Source organism: Zestomonas carbonaria (genome assembly GCF_904061905.1).
Taxonomy (GTDB): domain Bacteria; phylum Pseudomonadota; class Gammaproteobacteria; order Pseudomonadales; family Pseudomonadaceae; genus Aquipseudomonas; species Aquipseudomonas carbonaria.
Map to the genome: position 1 here is coordinate 1 of NZ_CAJFCI010000089.1, position 16817 is coordinate 16817.

Sequence of the window (16817 nt, forward strand, 5' to 3'; positions counted from 1 at the left end):
AGCGGGTTGATCGCGGCACCGGGAATGCCGAACGCGGTGTCGATGCCCTCGCGACGCATCACCAGCACCGCGGCTTCGATTGCTCTCATTCTGGCCATTACGTTTCTCCTTCGAGCTAGTCGATATTTTTGTAATGGATGCCAGTCTGAATTAGGCTCTCCTCGCGTAGAACACCTAGAAATCAGTTTCTGTCGATATAAAAGGTATCGAATGGGTCGTTACACAGAGTTGCACAGCTTCGTCCAGGTCGCGCAGAAGGGCAGTTTCGCCGCCGCTGCCTTGAGCGAAGGAGTGACCCCGGCGATTCTCGGCCGGCGCCTGGATGCGCTGGAGAAGCGCCTGGGCGTCAAGTTGATGCACCGTTCCACGCGCGGCCTGCGGCTGACCGAGCTGGGCGAGCAGCTACTGGAGCGGGCGAAGCACCTGTTGCGCGAGTTCGACGAGATCGAGGCGGACATCAGCAGCAGTGGCTCCATGGTCAAGGGCAACCTGCTGGTCTCGGCGCCGGCGTCCTTCGGCCGACGCCACGTCGCGCCGCACGCCATCGGCTTCCAGCGGCAGTTCCCCAATCTCAAGCTGGCCTTCAACCTGACCGACAGCGTGGTCGACCTGGTCAGCGAAGGCTACGACATGAGCATCCGTATCGGTGGGATAACCGACCCCAACTACGTGGCGGTCAAGCTGTTCCCCAACCAGCGGGTGGTGTGCGGCACGCCGGCATACTTCGCCCGGCACGGCACGCCGACCACGCTGGAGGAGCTGGCGGAGCACAACTGCCTGGCGTTCACCCTGCAGGGTGGCCAGCAGCGGGGCTGGACCTTCCAGCGCGATGGCCGGCAGGTGGCGGTGAAGGTCGGCGGCAACCTGGCCTGCAACGACGGCGAGCTGCTGTTCGCCTGGATGCGCCAGGGGCTGGGCATCGGCTGGCGTTCGATCTGGGAGATCCAGAGCGAACTCAAGCGCGGCGAGCTGGTGACGGTGCTCGACGAGTTCGCCTTGCCCGACTACGACATCCAGGCGGTGTACCCGCAGCAGCGCTACCTGCCGGCCAAGGTGCGCTTCTTCATCGATTACCTGAAGGCCGTCTACAACGCTCCGGGCTACTGGGAGAAGACTCCGCCGCTTTGAATGCGCGAGCGGGATGTCCCGGCGACGCGACCTGCCACTCTCTCTTTAAGAAAGTCCTTATAGGTAAGTCGAAAATTTCCTGTCCATGCTCGATGAATGCCTGGTCGGACCAGGGGGCATTGGTCGATGGAACGCGCTGCCCGTTTCCCCGAATCGCCGTTTCTTCCTGACTGACCATTCCAGGTCGCCCTGCGGGGCGATCTTCGACTGCGTGTTGCCAGAGGAACGCGAATGCCTAAAGTCCTGATCGTGGATGACCATCCATTCATACGTGCCAGCGTGAAGATGCTGCTCTCGCAGGAAGGTTTCGACGTCGTTGCCGAGACGGACAACGGCACCGACGCCGTGCGACTGGCTCGCGATCATCTGCCGGAGCTGATCGTGCTGGATATCGCCATTCCCAAGCTGGATGGCCTCAAGGTGATCAGCCGGCTCAACGGGCCGGCTTCCGCGATCAAGGTACTGGTGCTGACGGCCCAGTCGCCGGAGCACTTCTCGATGCGCTGCATGAGGGCCGGAGCGGCAGGCTATGTCTCCAAGTCCGAAGACCTGGCGGAGCTGGGCAAGGCGGTGTCCGCCATCATGAATGGCTATGCCTACTTCCCCAACGTGTCGGTCAGTTCGGTCCGCAGGAGCGACTTCGTTTCCAGCGAGACCGAGCGCATCGCGTCGCTGTCGGATCGCGAGCTGTTGATCCTCCTGCAACTGGCGAGGGGCTTCAGCAACAAGGAGATCGGCGAGGCCATGCTGCTCAGCAACAAGACCATCAGCACCTACAAGGCGCGGCTGATCGAGAAGCTGAGGGTGAAGTCCGTGGTAGGCCTGGCCGACCTGGCCAGGCGCAATGGCTTGATCTAGCCCCTCATGGCCGGGCTCGCAAGCAGGCCGCTGCTGTCCGCATTGTTGTCGCTCATCCTCTGGTCCGGCTTCGCGATGGCCAGCCATGTGGCCGAGGAGGAGGCGCTGCGACTGTCCGGCCGCTCCGTCGTCGCCGGCTACCAGGTCGAGCTGAGCGACGACGATTGGCACTGGCTGCGGGAAAAACGATTCGTGCGCCTGGGGGTATCCACGCCGGACTATCCGCCGTTCGACATCGTCACCAACCGGAACGACTACGAAGGCATCACCGCCGATTACGCCGGCCTGCTGGGCGAGCTCCTGCACCTGCGCATGGAGGCCAGGCGCTTTCCCTCCCGCAAGGCCGCGGTAGAAGCGCTCGAGCGCGGGGAAATCGACCTGCTGGGAACCAGCAGCGACTTCGAAGCGGCCGAAGCCGGGCTGGTGTTGTCCAGCCCTTACGTCGGGGACCAGCCGATCCTGGCCAGCCGCATCGGCGAAGACCTGGAGCTCAGTGCCGGGTTGGCGGGCATGCGGGTGGCGATGCTCGACCGCTATCGTTCGGAGCAGGTCCTCCGCGCGTTCTATCCCAAGGCCCGGTTGCAACGCTATCCCTCCACCCTGAGCGCCATGGGCGCGGTGGCTTTCGGCCAGGCGGACGTCTATCTGGGGGACGCCATCGGCGCCGGGCACCTGGTCGACTGGAGCTACCTGGGCAATATCCGGCTGGAGAACTTCGCCCGCATGAAGGCCAGGGGATTTTCCTTCGCGTTGGCGCGCGGCGATTCACGCCTGGAGCGCCTGGTCAACCTGGCGCTGGAAGCCATTCCCCGGAGCGGACGGATGAGCATCCTGCAGCGCTGGGGAGCCGATGAGGTCAGCATCCACAACGACCAGCGCTTGCAGTTGAGCGCCGCGGAGCAACGCTGGCTGGACAGGCATCCGAAGGTCCGGGTGGTGGTCAGCAGGAGCCTCCTGCCGTTCACCTTCCTCGATGAGCGGAACCGGCTCAGCGGCATCAGCGCCGACGTGCTGGACAGGATCAGCCGGCGCACCGGCCTGGAATTCGAGATCGGCGTCGCGCATTCCGGCCCGGTCGAGCGGATGATCGAGGCGGTCGTCACCGGCAAGGCCGACATGCTGGCGGCCTTCACGCCGAGCCTGGAGCGGGAAAGCCAACTGAGCTTCACCCGTCCTTACTTCACCAACTCGTTCGTCCTCGTCACCCGCGACGCCCCCGACAGCCCGCTCGGCCTCGATGATCTCGCCGGCAAGCGCATCGCCTTGATCAAGGGCAACCTCCTGCGCGAATACCTGCGCGAGCACTACCCGGAGATCCGTATCGTCGACGCGGCGGATGCCGAGGATGCCATCTCGATGGTGGCGGAAGGGCGGGTCGAGGCATCGGCCAACATGCTGATCGGGGCCCGCTACATCATTGCCCGCGAGTATCCGGGCAGGCTGAAGATCGTCTCGATCGTGGGCAACGTGCCGGCGCAGATCGCCTTCGCCACCGGCCGTGGCTCGACCGAGTTGGTCTCGATCCTGAACAAGGCCCTGCTGAGCATCCCCCCGACCGAGATGGATGCCCTGACCAACCGCTGGCGTAGCCAGGTCGTGGTCGAGAACGGCTATTGGCGCCGGTATCGCATGGCGATCATCCTGGGCTTCCTCGGCGCGGCCGCCTTGCTGTTGATCGCGTTGGGCCGCGACTTCTGCCTCCGGCGCCAGATCCGCAGGCGCGAGCGGGCCGAGCAGGCGCTGAACGATCAGATGGCGTTCATGCGCGTGCTGATCGACGGGATACCGCTGCCCGTCTACGTTCGCGATCGCCAGGGCCGGCTGATGGCCTGCAATCCCAGCTACCTGGATAGCCTCGGCGTACGGGACGACCGGGTCCTCGGCAAGCTGGCGGCCGAGAACCTGCTGACCGACCTGGAGGAAGCTCGCGAGTATGACGCGCTGTACCAGCGCGTCATGGAGCAAGGCTTGTCGGAAGCCGGCGATCGTCGCCTGACGCTGGCCAGCGGCGAGGTGCTGGCCATCTACCATTGGGCCCGGCCGTATCTCGGGCGCGACGGCTCGGTCCAGGGCGTCATCGCCGGCTGGATGGATGTCAGCGAACGCCAGCGCCTGCTGGACGAACTGCGGGAGGCCAGGGACGAGGCCGAAGCCGCAAACCGTGCCAAGACGACCTTCCTCGCCACCATGAGCCACGAAATCCGCACCCCGATGAATGCGGTGATCGGCATGCTCGAACTGGCCCTGAAGAAGGCCGAGCAGGGCGTCCTGGATCGCTTCGCCCTGGACGTCGCCTCGGAGGCGGCGCGGGGTCTGCTCGACCTGATCGGCGACATCCTCGACATCGCCCGGATCGAGTCGGGGAAACTCTCCCTCGCGCCCGAGCGGGCCAACCTGCGGGCCCTGGTCGAATCCACCGTGCGGGTGTTCGACGGCCTGGCGAGGCAGAAACGCATCGCCCTGGTGTTCGATGCGGCCGGCGAGGCGGACCGGGACGTAGAGGTTGATCCGCTGCACTTCAAGCAGGTCCTCTCGAACCTGATCGGCAACGCGATCAAGTTCACCGACCAGGGCGAGGTGCGGGTGGCCTATCGCAGCCGGCCGCAGGTGGACGAGAACAGCCTGTCGGTGCGGCTGGAAATCGTCGACACCGGCCACGGTATCTCCAGCGAAGACCAGGCGCGCCTGTTTTCCCCGTTCTCCCAGGCCGGCGACAACGGCATGTCGGCGCGCGGTGGCTCGGGGCTGGGCCTGGTCATCAGCCGTACGCTGTGCGAAATGATGGGCGGAGAGTTGCACCTGAGCAGCGAGATCGGCCGCGGGACGCGCATCGAGATCCTGCTCGACCTGCCGCTTCTGGAGCCGCTGGCGGACGAGCCGTTGGCGCCTCTCGGGCAGGTGCTGGAAGACGGGCCTCCCCTGGATGTGCTGGTCGTCGACGACTACCCGGCCAATCGCATGCTGCTCGCGCAGCAACTGGGCTATCTCGGGCACCGCGTCCAGGATGCCGGGGACGGCGTCGACGCGCTGCGCATCTGGCGGCTGGGCCGCTTCGACGTGGTGATCACCGACTGCAACATGCCGACCATGAGCGGCTACGAACTGGCCAGGGCGATCCGCGAACAGGAGCGGGCCAGCGGGGCGCCGCCCTGCCTGCTGATCGGCTTCACGGCCAATGCGCTGCCCGAGGAACGCCAGCGTTGCCTGGACGCGGGGATGGACGACTGCCTGTTCAAGCCGATCACCCTGCAGGACCTGCAGCGCCGGCTGGCCGGCATGGAGCCGTGGGCGGAAACGGACACGGAGGAGGGCGCAGGAGCATCGGCCGGGATGGGGCTGGGCCACCTCCAGCATCTCACCCGTGGCGACAACGAGGCGCTGAAAAGCCTCCTGGGCGAACTGGCCCGCAGCAACCGCGAGGACCTGATCCGGCTGGCGGGTTGCGCGGCGAAACTGGACAGGCGCGGGCTGGCGGACCTGGCGCACGGGGTGAAGGGCAGTGCGCGGATCGTCAGGGACTCCCGCCTGGCCGCCGCCTGCGAACGGCTGGAACGGGCCTGCGGGCCAGGACATGACTCCGGGGAACTGGAAGCGGCGGTGGCCGAGTTGCGCGAGGCCATGCAGCGGCTTGGCGAACTGATCGACAGCCACCTGGATTGATCTCCGACGTTCGTTGGGAAATTTCCCGCGAATCGCCAGGCATCGGACTACATAGGCGTCTGGCCCTCCCTGCCGAAGATGAACTCGCCGTATCCCATCCGCTCATTCTTCGCTCGGAGATAGACGATGAATCGCCAGGCCCTAGCCCTTGCCATCACTGCCGTTGCCAGCGCCCCGTTGGCCACCGCTGCCGATGGCACCATCCACTTCACTGGCAATGTGGTCAGCCAGACCTGCACCGTGGCCGTGAACGGCGTGGTCAGCCCCGCCGTCGCCACGGTCACCCTGCCGACCGTTTCCGCCAGCCAACTGGATTCCGCCGACAAGTCCGCCGGCACCACCAGCTTCGATATCCAGCTCAAGGATTGCGCCGGAACCGCGACGGCGGCGGCTGCCTTCTTCGAGTCCAGCAACAATGTGGACCCGGTCAGCGGCTACCTGCACAACGCCGACGGCACGGCCTCCAATGTCGCCTTGCGTCTGATCGACCGTGCCAGCGGCCAGGTCATCCGGGCTGGCAACGCCAACCAGAGGACCGGCAACACACTCGTCAACATCGACGCGTCCGGCGCCGCCAACATGCCGTACGCCGTGGAATACGTGGCGCTTGGAACCAGCACCTCGGGCTCCGTCGTGAGCGCGGTGACCTTTTCGATCGACTACGAGTAAGTCCGGCTGCCGCGTCCGGCGCGGCAGCCGTTCCCTCCGAGGTGCGTCATGACCTGCCGAAACGCTTTGCGCCGCCTGCTCTGGGGCGGCATGGCTCTGCTCGCCTGCGAACAGGCGCTGGCCGGGGTGGTGATCTCCGGCACCCGGGTGATCTACCCGGCCGACAAGAAAGAAGTCAACGTCAGGCTGAACAACAACGGCGCCCAGCCGGCGCTGGTCCAGGCCTGGATAGACAGCGGCGACGCCGAGGCCAGTCCCACCCAGTCGACGGCGCCGTTCCTGCTGTCGCCACCGGTATTCCGCCTGGATCCGGGCAAGGGCCAGACCCTGCGCCTGATGTTCAACGGCGCGCCGCTGCCCGGCGACCGGGAGTCGGTGTTCTGGCTGAACGCGCTGGAAATTCCGCCGAGGCCCAAGGCCCAGGAAAACCTGAACGTGCTGCACATGGCGTTCCGTTCGCGCATCAAGCTCTTCTACCGTCCGGCGCGACTCCCCGGCAGCCCGGACAAGGCCCCCGAGGGGCTGGCCTGGAAACTGGTCTCGCTGGAACTGGGCAAGGGCTATGCGTTGTGGGCGAACAACCCGAGCGCCTATCACGTCTCCCTGGTCGGCGTGGCCCTGGTGGACGGGGAGCGTCGCCATGCCAGCGAAGACGGCATGGTCGCTCCCCGCAAGACCCACCTGTTTCCCTTGCCTGAGCTGCGCCAGGCGCCGGGAGCGGATGCCCGGGTCGAGTTCGACGCGATCAATGACTACGGCGCGCTCAGGCGTATGAGCGTCCCGCTAGGGGTTGCCATCGATTCCGCCCCTCACCCCAACCCTCTCCCTAGGGGAGAGGGGGCGGAACAGCGTGGCGGGACAGTGCAGAGCCCGATGGTTCGCACTGATGCTCCCCTCTCCCTCCGGAGCGGGGCGCGCAGCCAGGGGCCGGGGTGAGGGGCCGAAGTTGTCGTTGCAAGGCATGGCTTGGCTGGAACCAGGAGTGTTCACGATTGATGGCACCCCCTAGAACAATGACGTCGAAAAATACCCTCAACCCACTGGCCGCCATGATCTTCGGCGGAACCGTGGCGCTGCCCGCCGTTGCGGAGAGCTTCGATGAAGGCGTGGTTTTCAACGACGCCTTCCTGCCGGAGGACTCGCGCCACCTTGACCTGAGCCGCTATGAAAAAGGCAACCCGGTGCTGCCGGGCGGCTATCGCGCGGACCTGGCCCTGAACGGGCGGTTGGTGGGGCGCCGGGACATCCGCATCGCGGACGGACGGGATGGCGGCAACGCCCATGTCTGTTTCGATCGCGCGCTCCTGGAACTGCTCGGCGTGGACCTGGGCAAGCTGCCGACGGAGATCGGCTCCGATGCCTGCCAGCGCCTGCCCGACCTCATCGACGGGGCGAGCGTCACCTTCGATCCGAGCCAGCAGCGCCTGGACGTCAGCCTTCCCCAGGCGTCCCTGCGGAGCAACGCGCGCGGCTACGTCAGCCCCGAACTGTGGGATCGCGGCGTCACCGCCGGCATCCTCGGCTACGACTTCAACGGCAACCGCAATCGCACGGATTCGGGGAGTTTCGACTCGGCCTACCTGGGCCTTTCCGCCGGCTTCAACCTGGGCGACTGGCGCTTGCGCCACAATGGCTCGCTGTCCTGGCATCAGCGGAACGGGCGGGACTACCAGAGCCTCGATGTCTACGCCCAGCGCGACGTCACCGCGCTGAAGAGCCAACTGACCCTGGGCGAAGCCAACACCCGGGGCGAGCTGTTCGACAGCCAGGCCTATCGCGGCGTGCAACTGGCCAGCGACGACCGCATGCAGCCGGAATCCCGGCGCGGTTATGCGCCGGTGATCCGTGGCATCGCCCGCACCAGCGCGCGGGTGAGCGTGCGGCAGAACGGCAACCTGCTGTACGAAACCACGGTGGCGCCGGGTGCCTTTGTCATCGACGATCTCTATCCCAGCGGCTACGGTGGCGACCTCGATGTCACCGTCCACGAGGCCGACGGCAGCGAGCAGGGCTTCCAGGTGCCCTATGCCTCGGTGAGCCAGTTGCTGCGCCCGGGCACGACCCGCTACAGCTTCGTCGCCGGGGAAACCCGCAACCATTACATCGACGAGCAGGCCAACCTGTTCCAGGGCACCGTGCAGCGCGGCCTTGGCAACAGCTTGACCGGCTATGGCGGCGTACAGGGCAGCGACGACTACCAGGCCGTGATGGCGGGCGCGGCCTTCGGCACGCCCATCGGCGCCCTGGCGGTGGACCTGACCCGGTCGCGGGCCGCCCTGTCCCATGGCCGGCAGAGCGGAGAAAGCCTGCGGCTGAGCTACAACAAGAACATCCTCGCCACCGGCAGCAACTTCGCCCTGGCAGCCTATCGTTTCTCCAGCGAGGAATACCTGGGCCTCGACGACGCCCTGCGGATCATCGATGCGCAAAGGCGCGGCCTGGACGACTCGCTGATCGGCCGCCCGCGCAGCCGCCTGTCGCTCACCGCCAACCAGAGCCTGGGCGACTACGGGCAACTGGCGCTGACCGGCTTCAGCCAGAACTACTGGAACCTGCCGGGCAGCGACCTGCAGTACCAGATCGGCTACAGCAGGCAATTCGGCAGCATCACCTTCGGCGCCAACGCCAACCGCACACGCATGGGGTCGGGGAGCATGCAGAACAGCCTGCTGTTCAGCATCGGCATGCCCCTGGCGTTCGGCAGCCAGCGTCCGCAACTGTCCGCGCGACTCGCCCGCGACGCCAGGGGCGACTACAGCGAGCAGGCGGCCCTCAGCGGCTCGGCGGGCGAGGACCGGCAGTACCGGTATGGCCTGACCGTCGGCCATGAAGGCGGCAACGATGCCCTGAGCACTTCGCTCAGCGGCCAGTACATCGGCTCCAGCGCGATAGTCGGGACCACCCTGAGCCAGGGCCAGGGCTACCGGAGCCAGTCGCTGAACCTGAGCGGCAGCGCCGTCGTCCATCCGGGCGGAGTGACCCTGACCCCGTACCGTGGCGACACCCTGGCGGTGCTGGGGGCGGAAGGCGCGGCCGGCGCCAGGGTGGTCGGCTATCCCGGCCTGGCGCTGGATGGCCGTGGCTACGCTGTGCTGCCGTACCTGCGCCCCTATGAGCTGAACGAAGTGGCCATCGATCCCAACGGCACTCCGCTGGACCTGGAACTACAGGAAACCAGCCAGCAGGTCGCGCCGCGCGCCGGTGCCGTGGTGCTGCTCCGCTACGCCGCGCTGGACGGCCAGGCCCTGCTGCTGCGCGCCACCCAGGAGGATGGCCGGCCATTGCCGTTCGGCGCCAGCGTCACCGACCCCAGCGGCGCCACGGTGGGCATGATGGGGCAGGGGAGCCAGCTCTACGCGCGGGTCAAGGCGGACACGCGCCGGCTCGAGATCGCCTGGGGAGAGCGGCCGGACCAGCGCTGCAGCCTGGACCTGGATAGCGGCGCCGAGGCCGACGCAGTGTGCCGCACGTCGGCCCCGAACCTTGAAACCGATGGAGACCGACTCCCATGAACTGCCTGCGAATCCTGCCGGGCTTGATCCTGTTCACGGCAGCCTCCGGTGCCTGGGCGGGGAGTTGCAGCTACAACGCGGGCAACCCGACCGGGAACGCCCCGCTGATCGCCACCATGCCCCTGGCGGTCGGCAGCATCACCGTGGGGCGTGATGTTCCGTTGGGGACCGAGGTGTATCGGCAGACCTTCCATCCATCGAGCAACTTTCGGATCTTCTGCCCGTCCTCGGTGGCCGCGATCATCCGTTCCAGGACGTTCGCGGAAACCCCGTTGCCGCTGAGCGGATGGTCCGGCTCTCCCTACGGCGGACGCGTCTACGAAACCGGCGTGCGGGGCATCGGAGTCGTCATCCTGCACGAGGGCAAGGCGTTGCCGCACCATCAAAGCCCGATGACCAACCAATGCGGCGGCCAGACGAACTGCAACTGGACTGCGCTCGCGAGGCTGAATGCATTCGACCTGTCCTTCATCAAGATCGGCGAGGTGCTTCCCGGCGTGATCCAGGGCGCGTCCTTGCCAACGGCGCAGAGCGACTGGACCACCGGCAGCGCGTTGACCTTGTTGCGGATGAGCGTTTCCGGCGCCATCGGCGTCGTTTCCCGGACCTGCAAGACGGCGGACGTCCCGGTGGAGCTCGGCACGCACCAGGCTCGCGACCTGAAAGGCCCCGGCAGCGCCACGCCATGGAAGGACTTCGAGATCCGGCTGCTCGACTGTCCGGCGTTCCATGGCTACTACACGAGCAGCGGGCCCATCTGGTATCCCAATGGCGACAGCACGCCGGGCACGCCGACCGGCAACGTCCTGCGCTACCGCCTGGACCCCACCAATGGCGCCATCGACATGCTGGGTGGAGTGATCCGCCTGAATGCCAGCGCTCCGGGCGGGGCGGCTGCGGCGACCGGCATCGGCATCCAGATCGCCGACCGCAGCGGCACGCCAGTGCCCTTGAGCACCTTGGCGAAAGGCCCGGATGTAGCGTCCAGCGGCAACGAAGGAGCGAGCTACAGCATTCCCCTGCGGGCCCGCTACCTGCAGACGGGCAGCACCGTCACCCCGGGCCCGGCCAACGGCGCGGTGACCTTCACCATCGACTACCAGTGAAAACCTTCAGAACGAGCGGAGCATCCGCCCGAGCAGTTCCATCGCCTGTTCGCTGCGGGTGTTCCACGGGTAGCCGTAGTTCAGTCGCGCGCAGTTGGCGAAACGCCGGGTGGCGGAGAAGATCGGTCCCGGCGCCAGGCTGATGCCCTGGGCCAGGGCCTGCTGGAACAGTTGCAGCGAATCGACCGTTTCCGGGAACTCGAACCACAGGAAATAGCCGCCGGATGGCCGCGTGACCCGCGTGCTGGCCGGGAAGTGCCGCGCCGCCGAGGCCAGCATGGCGTCCTGCTGGGCCTCCAGCGCATGGCGCAGCTTGCGCAGGTGGCGGTCGTAGCCGCCGTGCTGCAGGTAGTCGGCGATGGCCGCCTGGGCCGGCACCGAGGGGGAAATGGTGGTCATCAGCTTGAGCCGGCCGATGCGCTCGGCGAAACGCCCGCCGGCCACCCAGCCGACCCGGTAGCCGGGCGCCAGGCACTTGGAGAACGAGCTGCAATGCATCACCAGGCCGTCGCGGTCGAAGCTCTTCACCGGCTTCGGCGGCTGGTTGTCGAAATACAGCTCGGCGTATACGTCGTCCTCGATCAACGGCACCTGATGCGTGTGCAGCAGTTCGTAGAGCGCGCGTTTCCTGTCCTCGCTCATGCTCGCGCCGAGCGGGTTCTGCAGGTTGCTCATGCACCAGCAGGCCTTGATCGGCAGGCGCGCCAGGCTGTCGGCAAGGGCCTCCAGGTCCATGCCCTCGCGCGGGTGCACGGGAATCTCCACCGCCTTGAGCTTGAGCCGCTCCAGAACCTGCAGGGTGGCGTAGAACGCCGGCGCCTCGATGGCCACCAGGTCGCCCGGGCTGGTGACCGCCTGCAGGCAGAGGTTGAGCGCTTCCATGGCGCCGTTGGTGATCACCAGTTCGCCGGGCGGCAGCATCACCCCGCTGACCATGTAGCGCAGCGCCAACTGGCGGCGCAGGTGGCCATTGCCACCGGTCATGTCGGCGATGATTTCCTGCGCCGGCATGTCGCGGATGCTCTGCGCCATGGAGCGGGCCAGGCGCGGCAGGGGAAACAGGTCCGGCGAAGGGAAGGCCGAGCCGAACGGCACGGTATCCGGGTCCTTCAGTGAGTCGAGCACCGAGAACACCAGTTCGCTGACATCGACGTCGGTGGTCTCCGCCTGGCGGCGGGCGATCTCCGGCTCGTGCAGCGGCCGCTGCGCGTGCTCGCGGACGAAGTAGCCGGAGCGCGCGCGGGCGACGATCAGACCACGGTCCTCGAGCAGGTAGTAGGCCTGGAACACCGTGGACGGGCTGATGCCGTAGGTGCGGCTGGCATGGCGCACCGACGGCACCTTCTCGCCGGGGGCCAGCACGCCACGGCGGATCAGTTCGGCAACCTCGTCGGCGAATTTCTCGTAGCGCTTCATCTTGTCCTGGTTCAGATGGGCTGGCGATATGCGCCGGTACTTTACGAGGCGTTCGGCTTTCATGCGACTACCTCAGCGATTGATCGGCGCGACGAAGGTGCTTTTTGCGCTGACCCGGCTGGCCGGATCGTCGACGTCGACCACTTCGAAACGCAGCGTCTGCGAGCTGCTGGCGGGCCGCTCGGCCGCGAGCGCCACGCTGACCGGCACGTCGAGGATCTCGCCGGGCGACAGCAGCAATTCGCGGCTGCCGTGCAACTCGAACGGCGCGCCGTCGACCAGATCCACCCGGTAACGGTGCGGTTGCTGGGTCTTGTTGATGACCTTCAGGCTGTAGACGTTCTCGATCTGCCCGGCACTGTTCTCGCGGAACAGGCCACGGTCGCGGGTGACGTCGAGGGAGATCAGCGGGCGCGCATCCAGGGCCCAGACGAAGGCGCCGATCATCAGCACCAGCGCCGCCGCGTAGCCGACCAGGCGCGGGCGCAGCAGATGCGTCCTGCCGCCGGCCAGGGCGCTTTCGGAGGTGTAGCGCACCAGGCCACGGGCGTAGCCCATCTTGTCCATCACGCTGTCGCAGGCGTCGATGCAGGCGCCGCAACTGAGGCAGTCGAGTTGCAGGCCGTCGCGGATGTCGATGCCGGTCGGGCAGACCTGCACGCACAGGGTGCAGTCGATGCAGTCGCCCAGGCCCTCGGCCTTGTAGTCGCTGCCTTTCCTGCGCGGACCGCGACCTTCGCCACGGGCGGCGTCGTAGGAAACGATCAGGGTGTCCTTGTCGAACATCACGCTCTGGAAGCGCGAGTAGGGGCACATGTGCAGGCAGACCTTCTCGCGCAGCCAGCCGGCATTGAGGTAGGTGGCCAGGGTGAAGAAGCCCAGCCAGAAGGTGCTGCCGGCGCCGAGCTGGAAACTCAGCAGGTCGTTGGCCAGCTCGCGGATCGGCGTGAAATAGCCGACGAAGGCCAGCGCCGTGACCAGGCTCACCGCCAGCCACAGGCCATGCTTGGCGGCGCGGCGCAGGACCTTCTCCAGGGACCAGGGCGCGGCGTCGAGCCTGATGCGCTGGTTGCGCTCGCCCTCGGTGAGCTGCTCGATGCGCATGAACACCCAGGTCCACACGCTCTGCGGGCAGCTATAGCCGCACCAGACGCGGCCGGCGAACACGGTGATGGCGAACAGGCCGAAGGCGCAGATGATCAGCAGCGCCGAGAGCAGGATGAAATCCTGCGGCCAGAAGGTCGCGCCGAAGATGTGGAACTGCCGCGCATCGAGATCCCAGAGCACCGCCTGGCGGCCGTTCCAGTTCAGCCAGGCGGTGCCGAAGAACAGCAGGAACAGAAAGCCGGCGCCATACAGCCGCAGGTTGCGGTACAGGCCGGTGAAACTGCGGGTGTGGATCGGCCCGCCAGCCTGCGCCGGCGTCAGCCGTATGGGGCGGGCCGGGTCGATCGTCTCGACGATCTTCACGGGGATGCGTTCAGTCATGGCGGAGCCTCATCAGAGCTTTCTAGGAATGAGGCGAATGGTCCGCGCAAGACTGATCGCGTAACAGATTCAGATCGAACGATAAAAAGCGGATCAGATGGAATGGCTCTTGAGGATGTTGCTGTCGTGATGCATAACGATTTTCCACCGCGTGGTTGGTCACGGCGTGCGTTTCGCTCACGTGGTGAGGACCGATTACTCTCCAACCGGACTTGAAAACCAGCCAATGGACAAGATGGCCGCAAAGTTCCGTTTTGAAGCAAGACTGCGTCGTCCAGCCAAACAGGGGAAGGACGCCCCCTGGGCCTTTCTGATTCTGCCCAAGGCTGCCAGTGACGGGCTTCCGCGGCGTGGCAGGACGACAGTGGAAGGCACCCTCAATGGCCACCCGTTCCAAGCCACGCTCGAGCCGGACGGGAAGCTCAGCCACTGGCTGAGGGTGGACAGCGAGCTGCTCGCAGGTGCCGCTGTGGAAATAGGCGACCTAGTGTCGCTGGAGATTGCCCCCGTGAAGCGAGAACCGGAACCGCAGGTGCCGGCCGACCTCCAGTGCGCCGTTGGCGGCGGGGGAGGAGGGGTGATGACTGATCACTCCCACCGACGTTAACCCGGAAATCATATGGACGGACCGCCTCAAGCCCGGCAAGGTGACACCTTTTCAGGCCAAGTAGCGCCATCCTACCGTCATCTCCGGAGTTCGCCCGTGTCCAGCAAAGAACAGATCGCCGCCTTCATCAAGACCGAATTCCCCCAGGCCCGGGTCGTCATCGAATCCGTCGGCGACAAGAGCGCCATCGTCGCGCAGGAAATCGGCGAATCCGACCTGCGCCCCGGCGGCACGGTGTCCGGGCCGACGCTGATGGCGGTGGCGGATGTGGCGCTGTACGTGGCGGTGCTGGGGGAGATCGGCATCGTGCCGTTGGCGGTGACCACCAGCCTGACCATCAACTTCCTGAGAAGGCCGGAGGCCGGCCGGCGCATCATCGGCGAGTGCAAGCTGATGAAGGTCGGCAAGACCCTCGCCATCGGCGAGGTGTCGCTTTATTCGGAAGGCCGTGAAGAGCCGGTCGCGCATGTGGTGGGCACCTACGCGATCCCGCCGGCGCATCTGCGTTGATGGTCGGTATGCCGAACACGATCACACTTTCGGAGGTTCTTGCCGGGCTTTAGGAAAGCCCTCATTGGAGGTTGTCCGTCGGTACTGATGCCATGGGCACTCCTGCCAGCGCCGCTGGGCGAGGCATGGAGCGTAACCGCCAATGAGGGGAAACCATGGCTTACATCATCAGGGAGGGCGACCCCACGACCACGGGGGGAGTCGTGCTCTCCGGCGCCTCCACCTTTACGGTCGATGGCCGGGCAGGACACCATCGTCACGTTCCCCGCCGATTCGGGCGTGCCGCCGCTGTATCTGGTGTTTGCCAAGCCTGCGTTTCATAAGGCACCTAAAACATTGGCGGCATTTCCAGATGCCATAGGGGTTAAATTCAAGACATCAGTTCACGGAGGCGGCGGCCTTCGCAGGCGCTGGAAAGACCGAAAGGGAAGGATCTACGAATGGGACAGCCAGCATGGCGCTGTCGAGCTATACGACAGACAGGGCCGACATTTAGGTGAGTTCGATCCGGTTACAGGCGAGCAAACCAAACCCGCCGGCCCAGAAAGAAGAGTAGAAAAATGAAAAGAGAGTTTTTGTACATATCCGGCTTCTTGCGGGATGACGGTGGAGATGACTCGCTGAAGTACGAGCTTGAAGTTCCCTCTGAGTTTCAATCTGCGGTCTTGGCCGTAATGGGTTGGGAAAGTCTTGATGGCAGCCAAGGATATGGCTGGGAACTGACCCCTGATCAAGTCGCGCAAATATCGGCGGCGTTAGGCCAGCGATTGCCAACTGCTTTGAGTCTATTCATTGAGACTTTGGTCTCTGACTAGTGTTGAGCTCTATCAAGAAAGTCTGCGCCAGACTGCATGAAGAGCAGGGGTGGTACTAGTGAGCACAGGGACTATTGAGCAGTGGGTCGGGGGACTTGACCTCTCATTCAAGGAGTCGGTCGCAACAAACACCATCCCGAAAGGTCGCCTGCAGGAGCTCTATCCTGCGCCCCGGCGGGACGGTGTCCGGGCCGACGCTGATGGCGGTGGCGGATGTGGCGCTGTACGTGGCGGTGCTGGGGGAGATCGGCATCGTACCGTTGGCGGTGACCACCAACCTGACCATCAACTACGGTCGATGACCGTGCAGCCGCACGTATGACGGTAAGCGTTCGGTGAAGGCACATTGCGATGGGCTACACGGTGATAGTCACAGATTAAGGTTCTCAACATGGAATGTCAGGTTCGTCCCGCAACAAGTGAAGATGCAGCAGCGATTAGCCGTGTAGTGATCGCTGCTTTGCATAAGTCGAATTCACAAGATTACTCACCTGACGTGATCAGTCAGGTTGAGAAGAGCTTTGCTCCAGAAGCCGTCAGCGTACTGCTCGGTAAGCGCAAGGTTTTCGTAGCTTTGCTAACCGAAATTATTGTCGGTACCGCAAGCCTCGATGGTGATGTAGTCAGAAGCGTTTTCGTTGATCCTGCGTACCAAGGTAGCGGTATTGGCAGGCAGTTGATGGGGGGCATTCATGTTACGGCTGCCAGCGCTGGTATTGGAGTTTTGCGGGTGCCGTCATCAATTACAGCGGAGAGCTTCTACGCAGCGTTGGGTTACCAGAAAATCCGCGATGAATTTCATGGGGCTGAACGCACCATCGTTATGGAAAAACAGCTTGAGAGCTAGGCCGGGCTCTTTACGCGACACTCAAAGGCCACGACTGACCCGTTCGCACGCCAGGGTGCTTCGATGAAGTGCCCTGGTCGAAGCTCGTAGCGTTCTCTCTGATACCTGTGCACATCTATCGCCTCGTTTCCTGCCCCTCCGCACACATCTGATCCGCTTTTTCGCGCTCGATCTGAGTCTGTTACGTATCACCTCCGCCAG

At 65.3% G+C, this 16817-nt stretch carries 13 protein-coding genes and 3 pseudogenes; 13 read left to right on the top strand and 3 right to left on the bottom strand.

The genetic code is table 11. The features are described 5' to 3' along the window. Positions 1 to 98, bottom strand: a pseudogene (locus PSEWESI4_RS24045) (thiamine pyrophosphate-binding protein); the annotation flags it as partial. A 112-nt stretch (positions 99 to 210) separates the two neighbouring features. Between PSEWESI4_RS24045 and PSEWESI4_RS24050 the strand changes: the two are divergent. The 7 genes from PSEWESI4_RS24050 (at position 211) to PSEWESI4_RS24080 (ending at position 10933) form a co-directional block, all read left to right on the top strand. After that, positions 211 to 1128: a LysR family transcriptional regulator gene (locus tag PSEWESI4_RS24050; RefSeq protein WP_187673769.1), complete on the top strand. Its 918-nt coding sequence runs from the start codon at positions 211 to 213 to the stop codon at positions 1126 to 1128. Between the two features lie 231 nt (positions 1129 to 1359). Further along, complete coding sequence (locus tag PSEWESI4_RS24055) at positions 1360 to 1986, top strand: response regulator transcription factor (protein ID WP_187673770.1); 627 nt, start codon at positions 1360 to 1362, stop codon at positions 1984 to 1986. A 6-nt stretch (positions 1987 to 1992) separates the two neighbouring features. Next, positions 1993 to 5646 (top strand): transporter substrate-binding domain-containing protein, encoded by a 3654-nt coding sequence (locus PSEWESI4_RS24060; protein ID WP_187673771.1) that lies wholly within the window; start codon positions 1993 to 1995, stop codon positions 5644 to 5646. A gap of 126 nt (positions 5647 to 5772) precedes the next feature. Continuing rightward, positions 5773 to 6315 carry a fimbrial protein gene (locus PSEWESI4_RS24065; RefSeq protein ID WP_187673772.1) on the top strand — a complete coding sequence of 181 codons (543 nt, stop codon included), beginning with the start codon at positions 5773 to 5775 and terminating at the stop codon, positions 6313 to 6315. Positions 6316 to 6363: 48 nt separating this feature from the next. After that, a complete protein-coding gene (locus PSEWESI4_RS24070) occupies positions 6364 to 7251 on the top strand; it encodes a fimbrial biogenesis chaperone (protein ID WP_187673773.1) in 888 nt (295 codons plus the stop codon). Between the two features lie 77 nt (positions 7252 to 7328). Continuing rightward, positions 7329 to 9827: a fimbria/pilus outer membrane usher protein gene (locus tag PSEWESI4_RS24075; RefSeq protein WP_235979007.1), complete on the top strand. Its 2499-nt coding sequence runs from the start codon at positions 7329 to 7331 to the stop codon at positions 9825 to 9827. Continuing rightward, on the top strand, positions 9824 to 10933 hold the full coding sequence (locus PSEWESI4_RS24080; protein WP_187673774.1) for a fimbrial protein: 1110 nt from the start codon (positions 9824 to 9826) through the stop codon (positions 10931 to 10933). Before PSEWESI4_RS24075 ends, PSEWESI4_RS24080 begins: the two co-directional genes overlap by 4 nt. Positions 10934 to 10939: 6 nt before the next feature. Here the strand turns inward: PSEWESI4_RS24080 and mapR are convergent, their stop codons facing one another. Together mapR and ccoG are read right to left on the bottom strand one after the other, a co-directional pair. Next, positions 10940 to 12349, bottom strand: coding sequence for a GntR family transcriptional regulator MpaR (mapR, locus tag PSEWESI4_RS24085; RefSeq protein ID WP_187673803.1), 1410 nt, complete (start codon positions 12347 to 12349; stop codon positions 10940 to 10942). Between the two features lie 72 nt (positions 12350 to 12421). Beyond that, positions 12422 to 13837, bottom strand: coding sequence for a cytochrome c oxidase accessory protein CcoG (gene ccoG, locus PSEWESI4_RS24090; RefSeq protein ID WP_187673775.1), 1416 nt, complete (start codon positions 13835 to 13837; stop codon positions 12422 to 12424). A gap of 226 nt (positions 13838 to 14063) precedes the next feature. Here ccoG and PSEWESI4_RS24095 point away from each other — a divergent pair. The 6 genes and pseudogenes from PSEWESI4_RS24095 to PSEWESI4_RS24120 all read left to right on the top strand — a co-directional run. Beyond that, a pseudogene (locus tag PSEWESI4_RS24095) lies at positions 14064 to 14396 on the top strand (DUF1905 domain-containing protein); the annotation flags it as partial. Between the two features lie 144 nt (positions 14397 to 14540). Then, entirely contained in the window at positions 14541 to 14954 is a 414-nt protein-coding gene (locus PSEWESI4_RS24100) for a PaaI family thioesterase (RefSeq protein ID WP_235979008.1), read from the top strand. Between the two features lie 87 nt (positions 14955 to 15041). Next, positions 15042 to 15518: a colicin E3/pyocin S6 family cytotoxin gene (locus tag PSEWESI4_RS24105; RefSeq protein WP_187673777.1), complete on the top strand. Its 477-nt coding sequence runs from the start codon at positions 15042 to 15044 to the stop codon at positions 15516 to 15518. Beyond that, a complete protein-coding gene (locus PSEWESI4_RS24110) occupies positions 15515 to 15769 on the top strand; it encodes a pyocin S6 family toxin immunity protein (RefSeq protein WP_187673778.1) in 255 nt (84 codons plus the stop codon). Before PSEWESI4_RS24105 ends, PSEWESI4_RS24110 begins: the two co-directional genes overlap by 4 nt. Before the next feature lie 95 nt (positions 15770 to 15864). Further along, positions 15865 to 16068: pseudogene (locus PSEWESI4_RS24115) on the top strand (hypothetical protein); the annotation flags it as partial. Positions 16069 to 16160: 92 nt separating this feature from the next. Next, positions 16161 to 16616: a GNAT family N-acetyltransferase gene (locus tag PSEWESI4_RS24120; RefSeq protein ID WP_187673779.1), complete on the top strand. Its 456-nt coding sequence runs from the start codon at positions 16161 to 16163 to the stop codon at positions 16614 to 16616. The last annotated feature ends 201 nt before the right edge of the window (positions 16617 to 16817 follow it).

Bases quoted from the DNA above. Each gene is read 5' to 3' on its own strand.
- PSEWESI4_RS24050 (WP_187673769.1), top strand. From the start codon at position 211: ATGGGTCGTTACACAGAGTTGCACAGCTTCGTCCAGGTCGCGCAGAAG.
- PSEWESI4_RS24055 (WP_187673770.1), top strand. From the start codon at position 1,360: ATGCCTAAAGTCCTGATCGTGGATGACCATCCATTCATACGTGCCAGC.
- PSEWESI4_RS24060 (WP_187673771.1), top strand. From the start codon at position 1,993: ATGGCCGGGCTCGCAAGCAGGCCGCTGCTGTCCGCATTGTTGTCGCTC.
- PSEWESI4_RS24065 (WP_187673772.1), top strand. From the start codon at position 5,773: ATGAATCGCCAGGCCCTAGCCCTTGCCATCACTGCCGTTGCCAGCGCC.
- PSEWESI4_RS24070 (WP_187673773.1), top strand. From the start codon at position 6,364: ATGACCTGCCGAAACGCTTTGCGCCGCCTGCTCTGGGGCGGCATGGCT.
- PSEWESI4_RS24075 (WP_235979007.1), top strand. From the start codon at position 7,329: ATGACGTCGAAAAATACCCTCAACCCACTGGCCGCCATGATCTTCGGC.
- PSEWESI4_RS24080 (WP_187673774.1), top strand. From the start codon at position 9,824: ATGAACTGCCTGCGAATCCTGCCGGGCTTGATCCTGTTCACGGCAGCC.
- mapR (WP_187673803.1), bottom strand. From the start codon at position 12,349: ATGAAGCGCTACGAGAAATTCGCCGACGAGGTTGCCGAACTGATCCGC.
- ccoG (WP_187673775.1), bottom strand. From the start codon at position 13,837: ATGACTGAACGCATCCCCGTGAAGATCGTCGAGACGATCGACCCGGCC.
- PSEWESI4_RS24105 (WP_187673777.1), top strand. From the start codon at position 15,042: ATGCCATGGGCACTCCTGCCAGCGCCGCTGGGCGAGGCATGGAGCGTA.
- PSEWESI4_RS24110 (WP_187673778.1), top strand. From the start codon at position 15,515: ATGAAAAGAGAGTTTTTGTACATATCCGGCTTCTTGCGGGATGACGGT.
- PSEWESI4_RS24120 (WP_187673779.1), top strand. From the start codon at position 16,161: ATGGAATGTCAGGTTCGTCCCGCAACAAGTGAAGATGCAGCAGCGATT.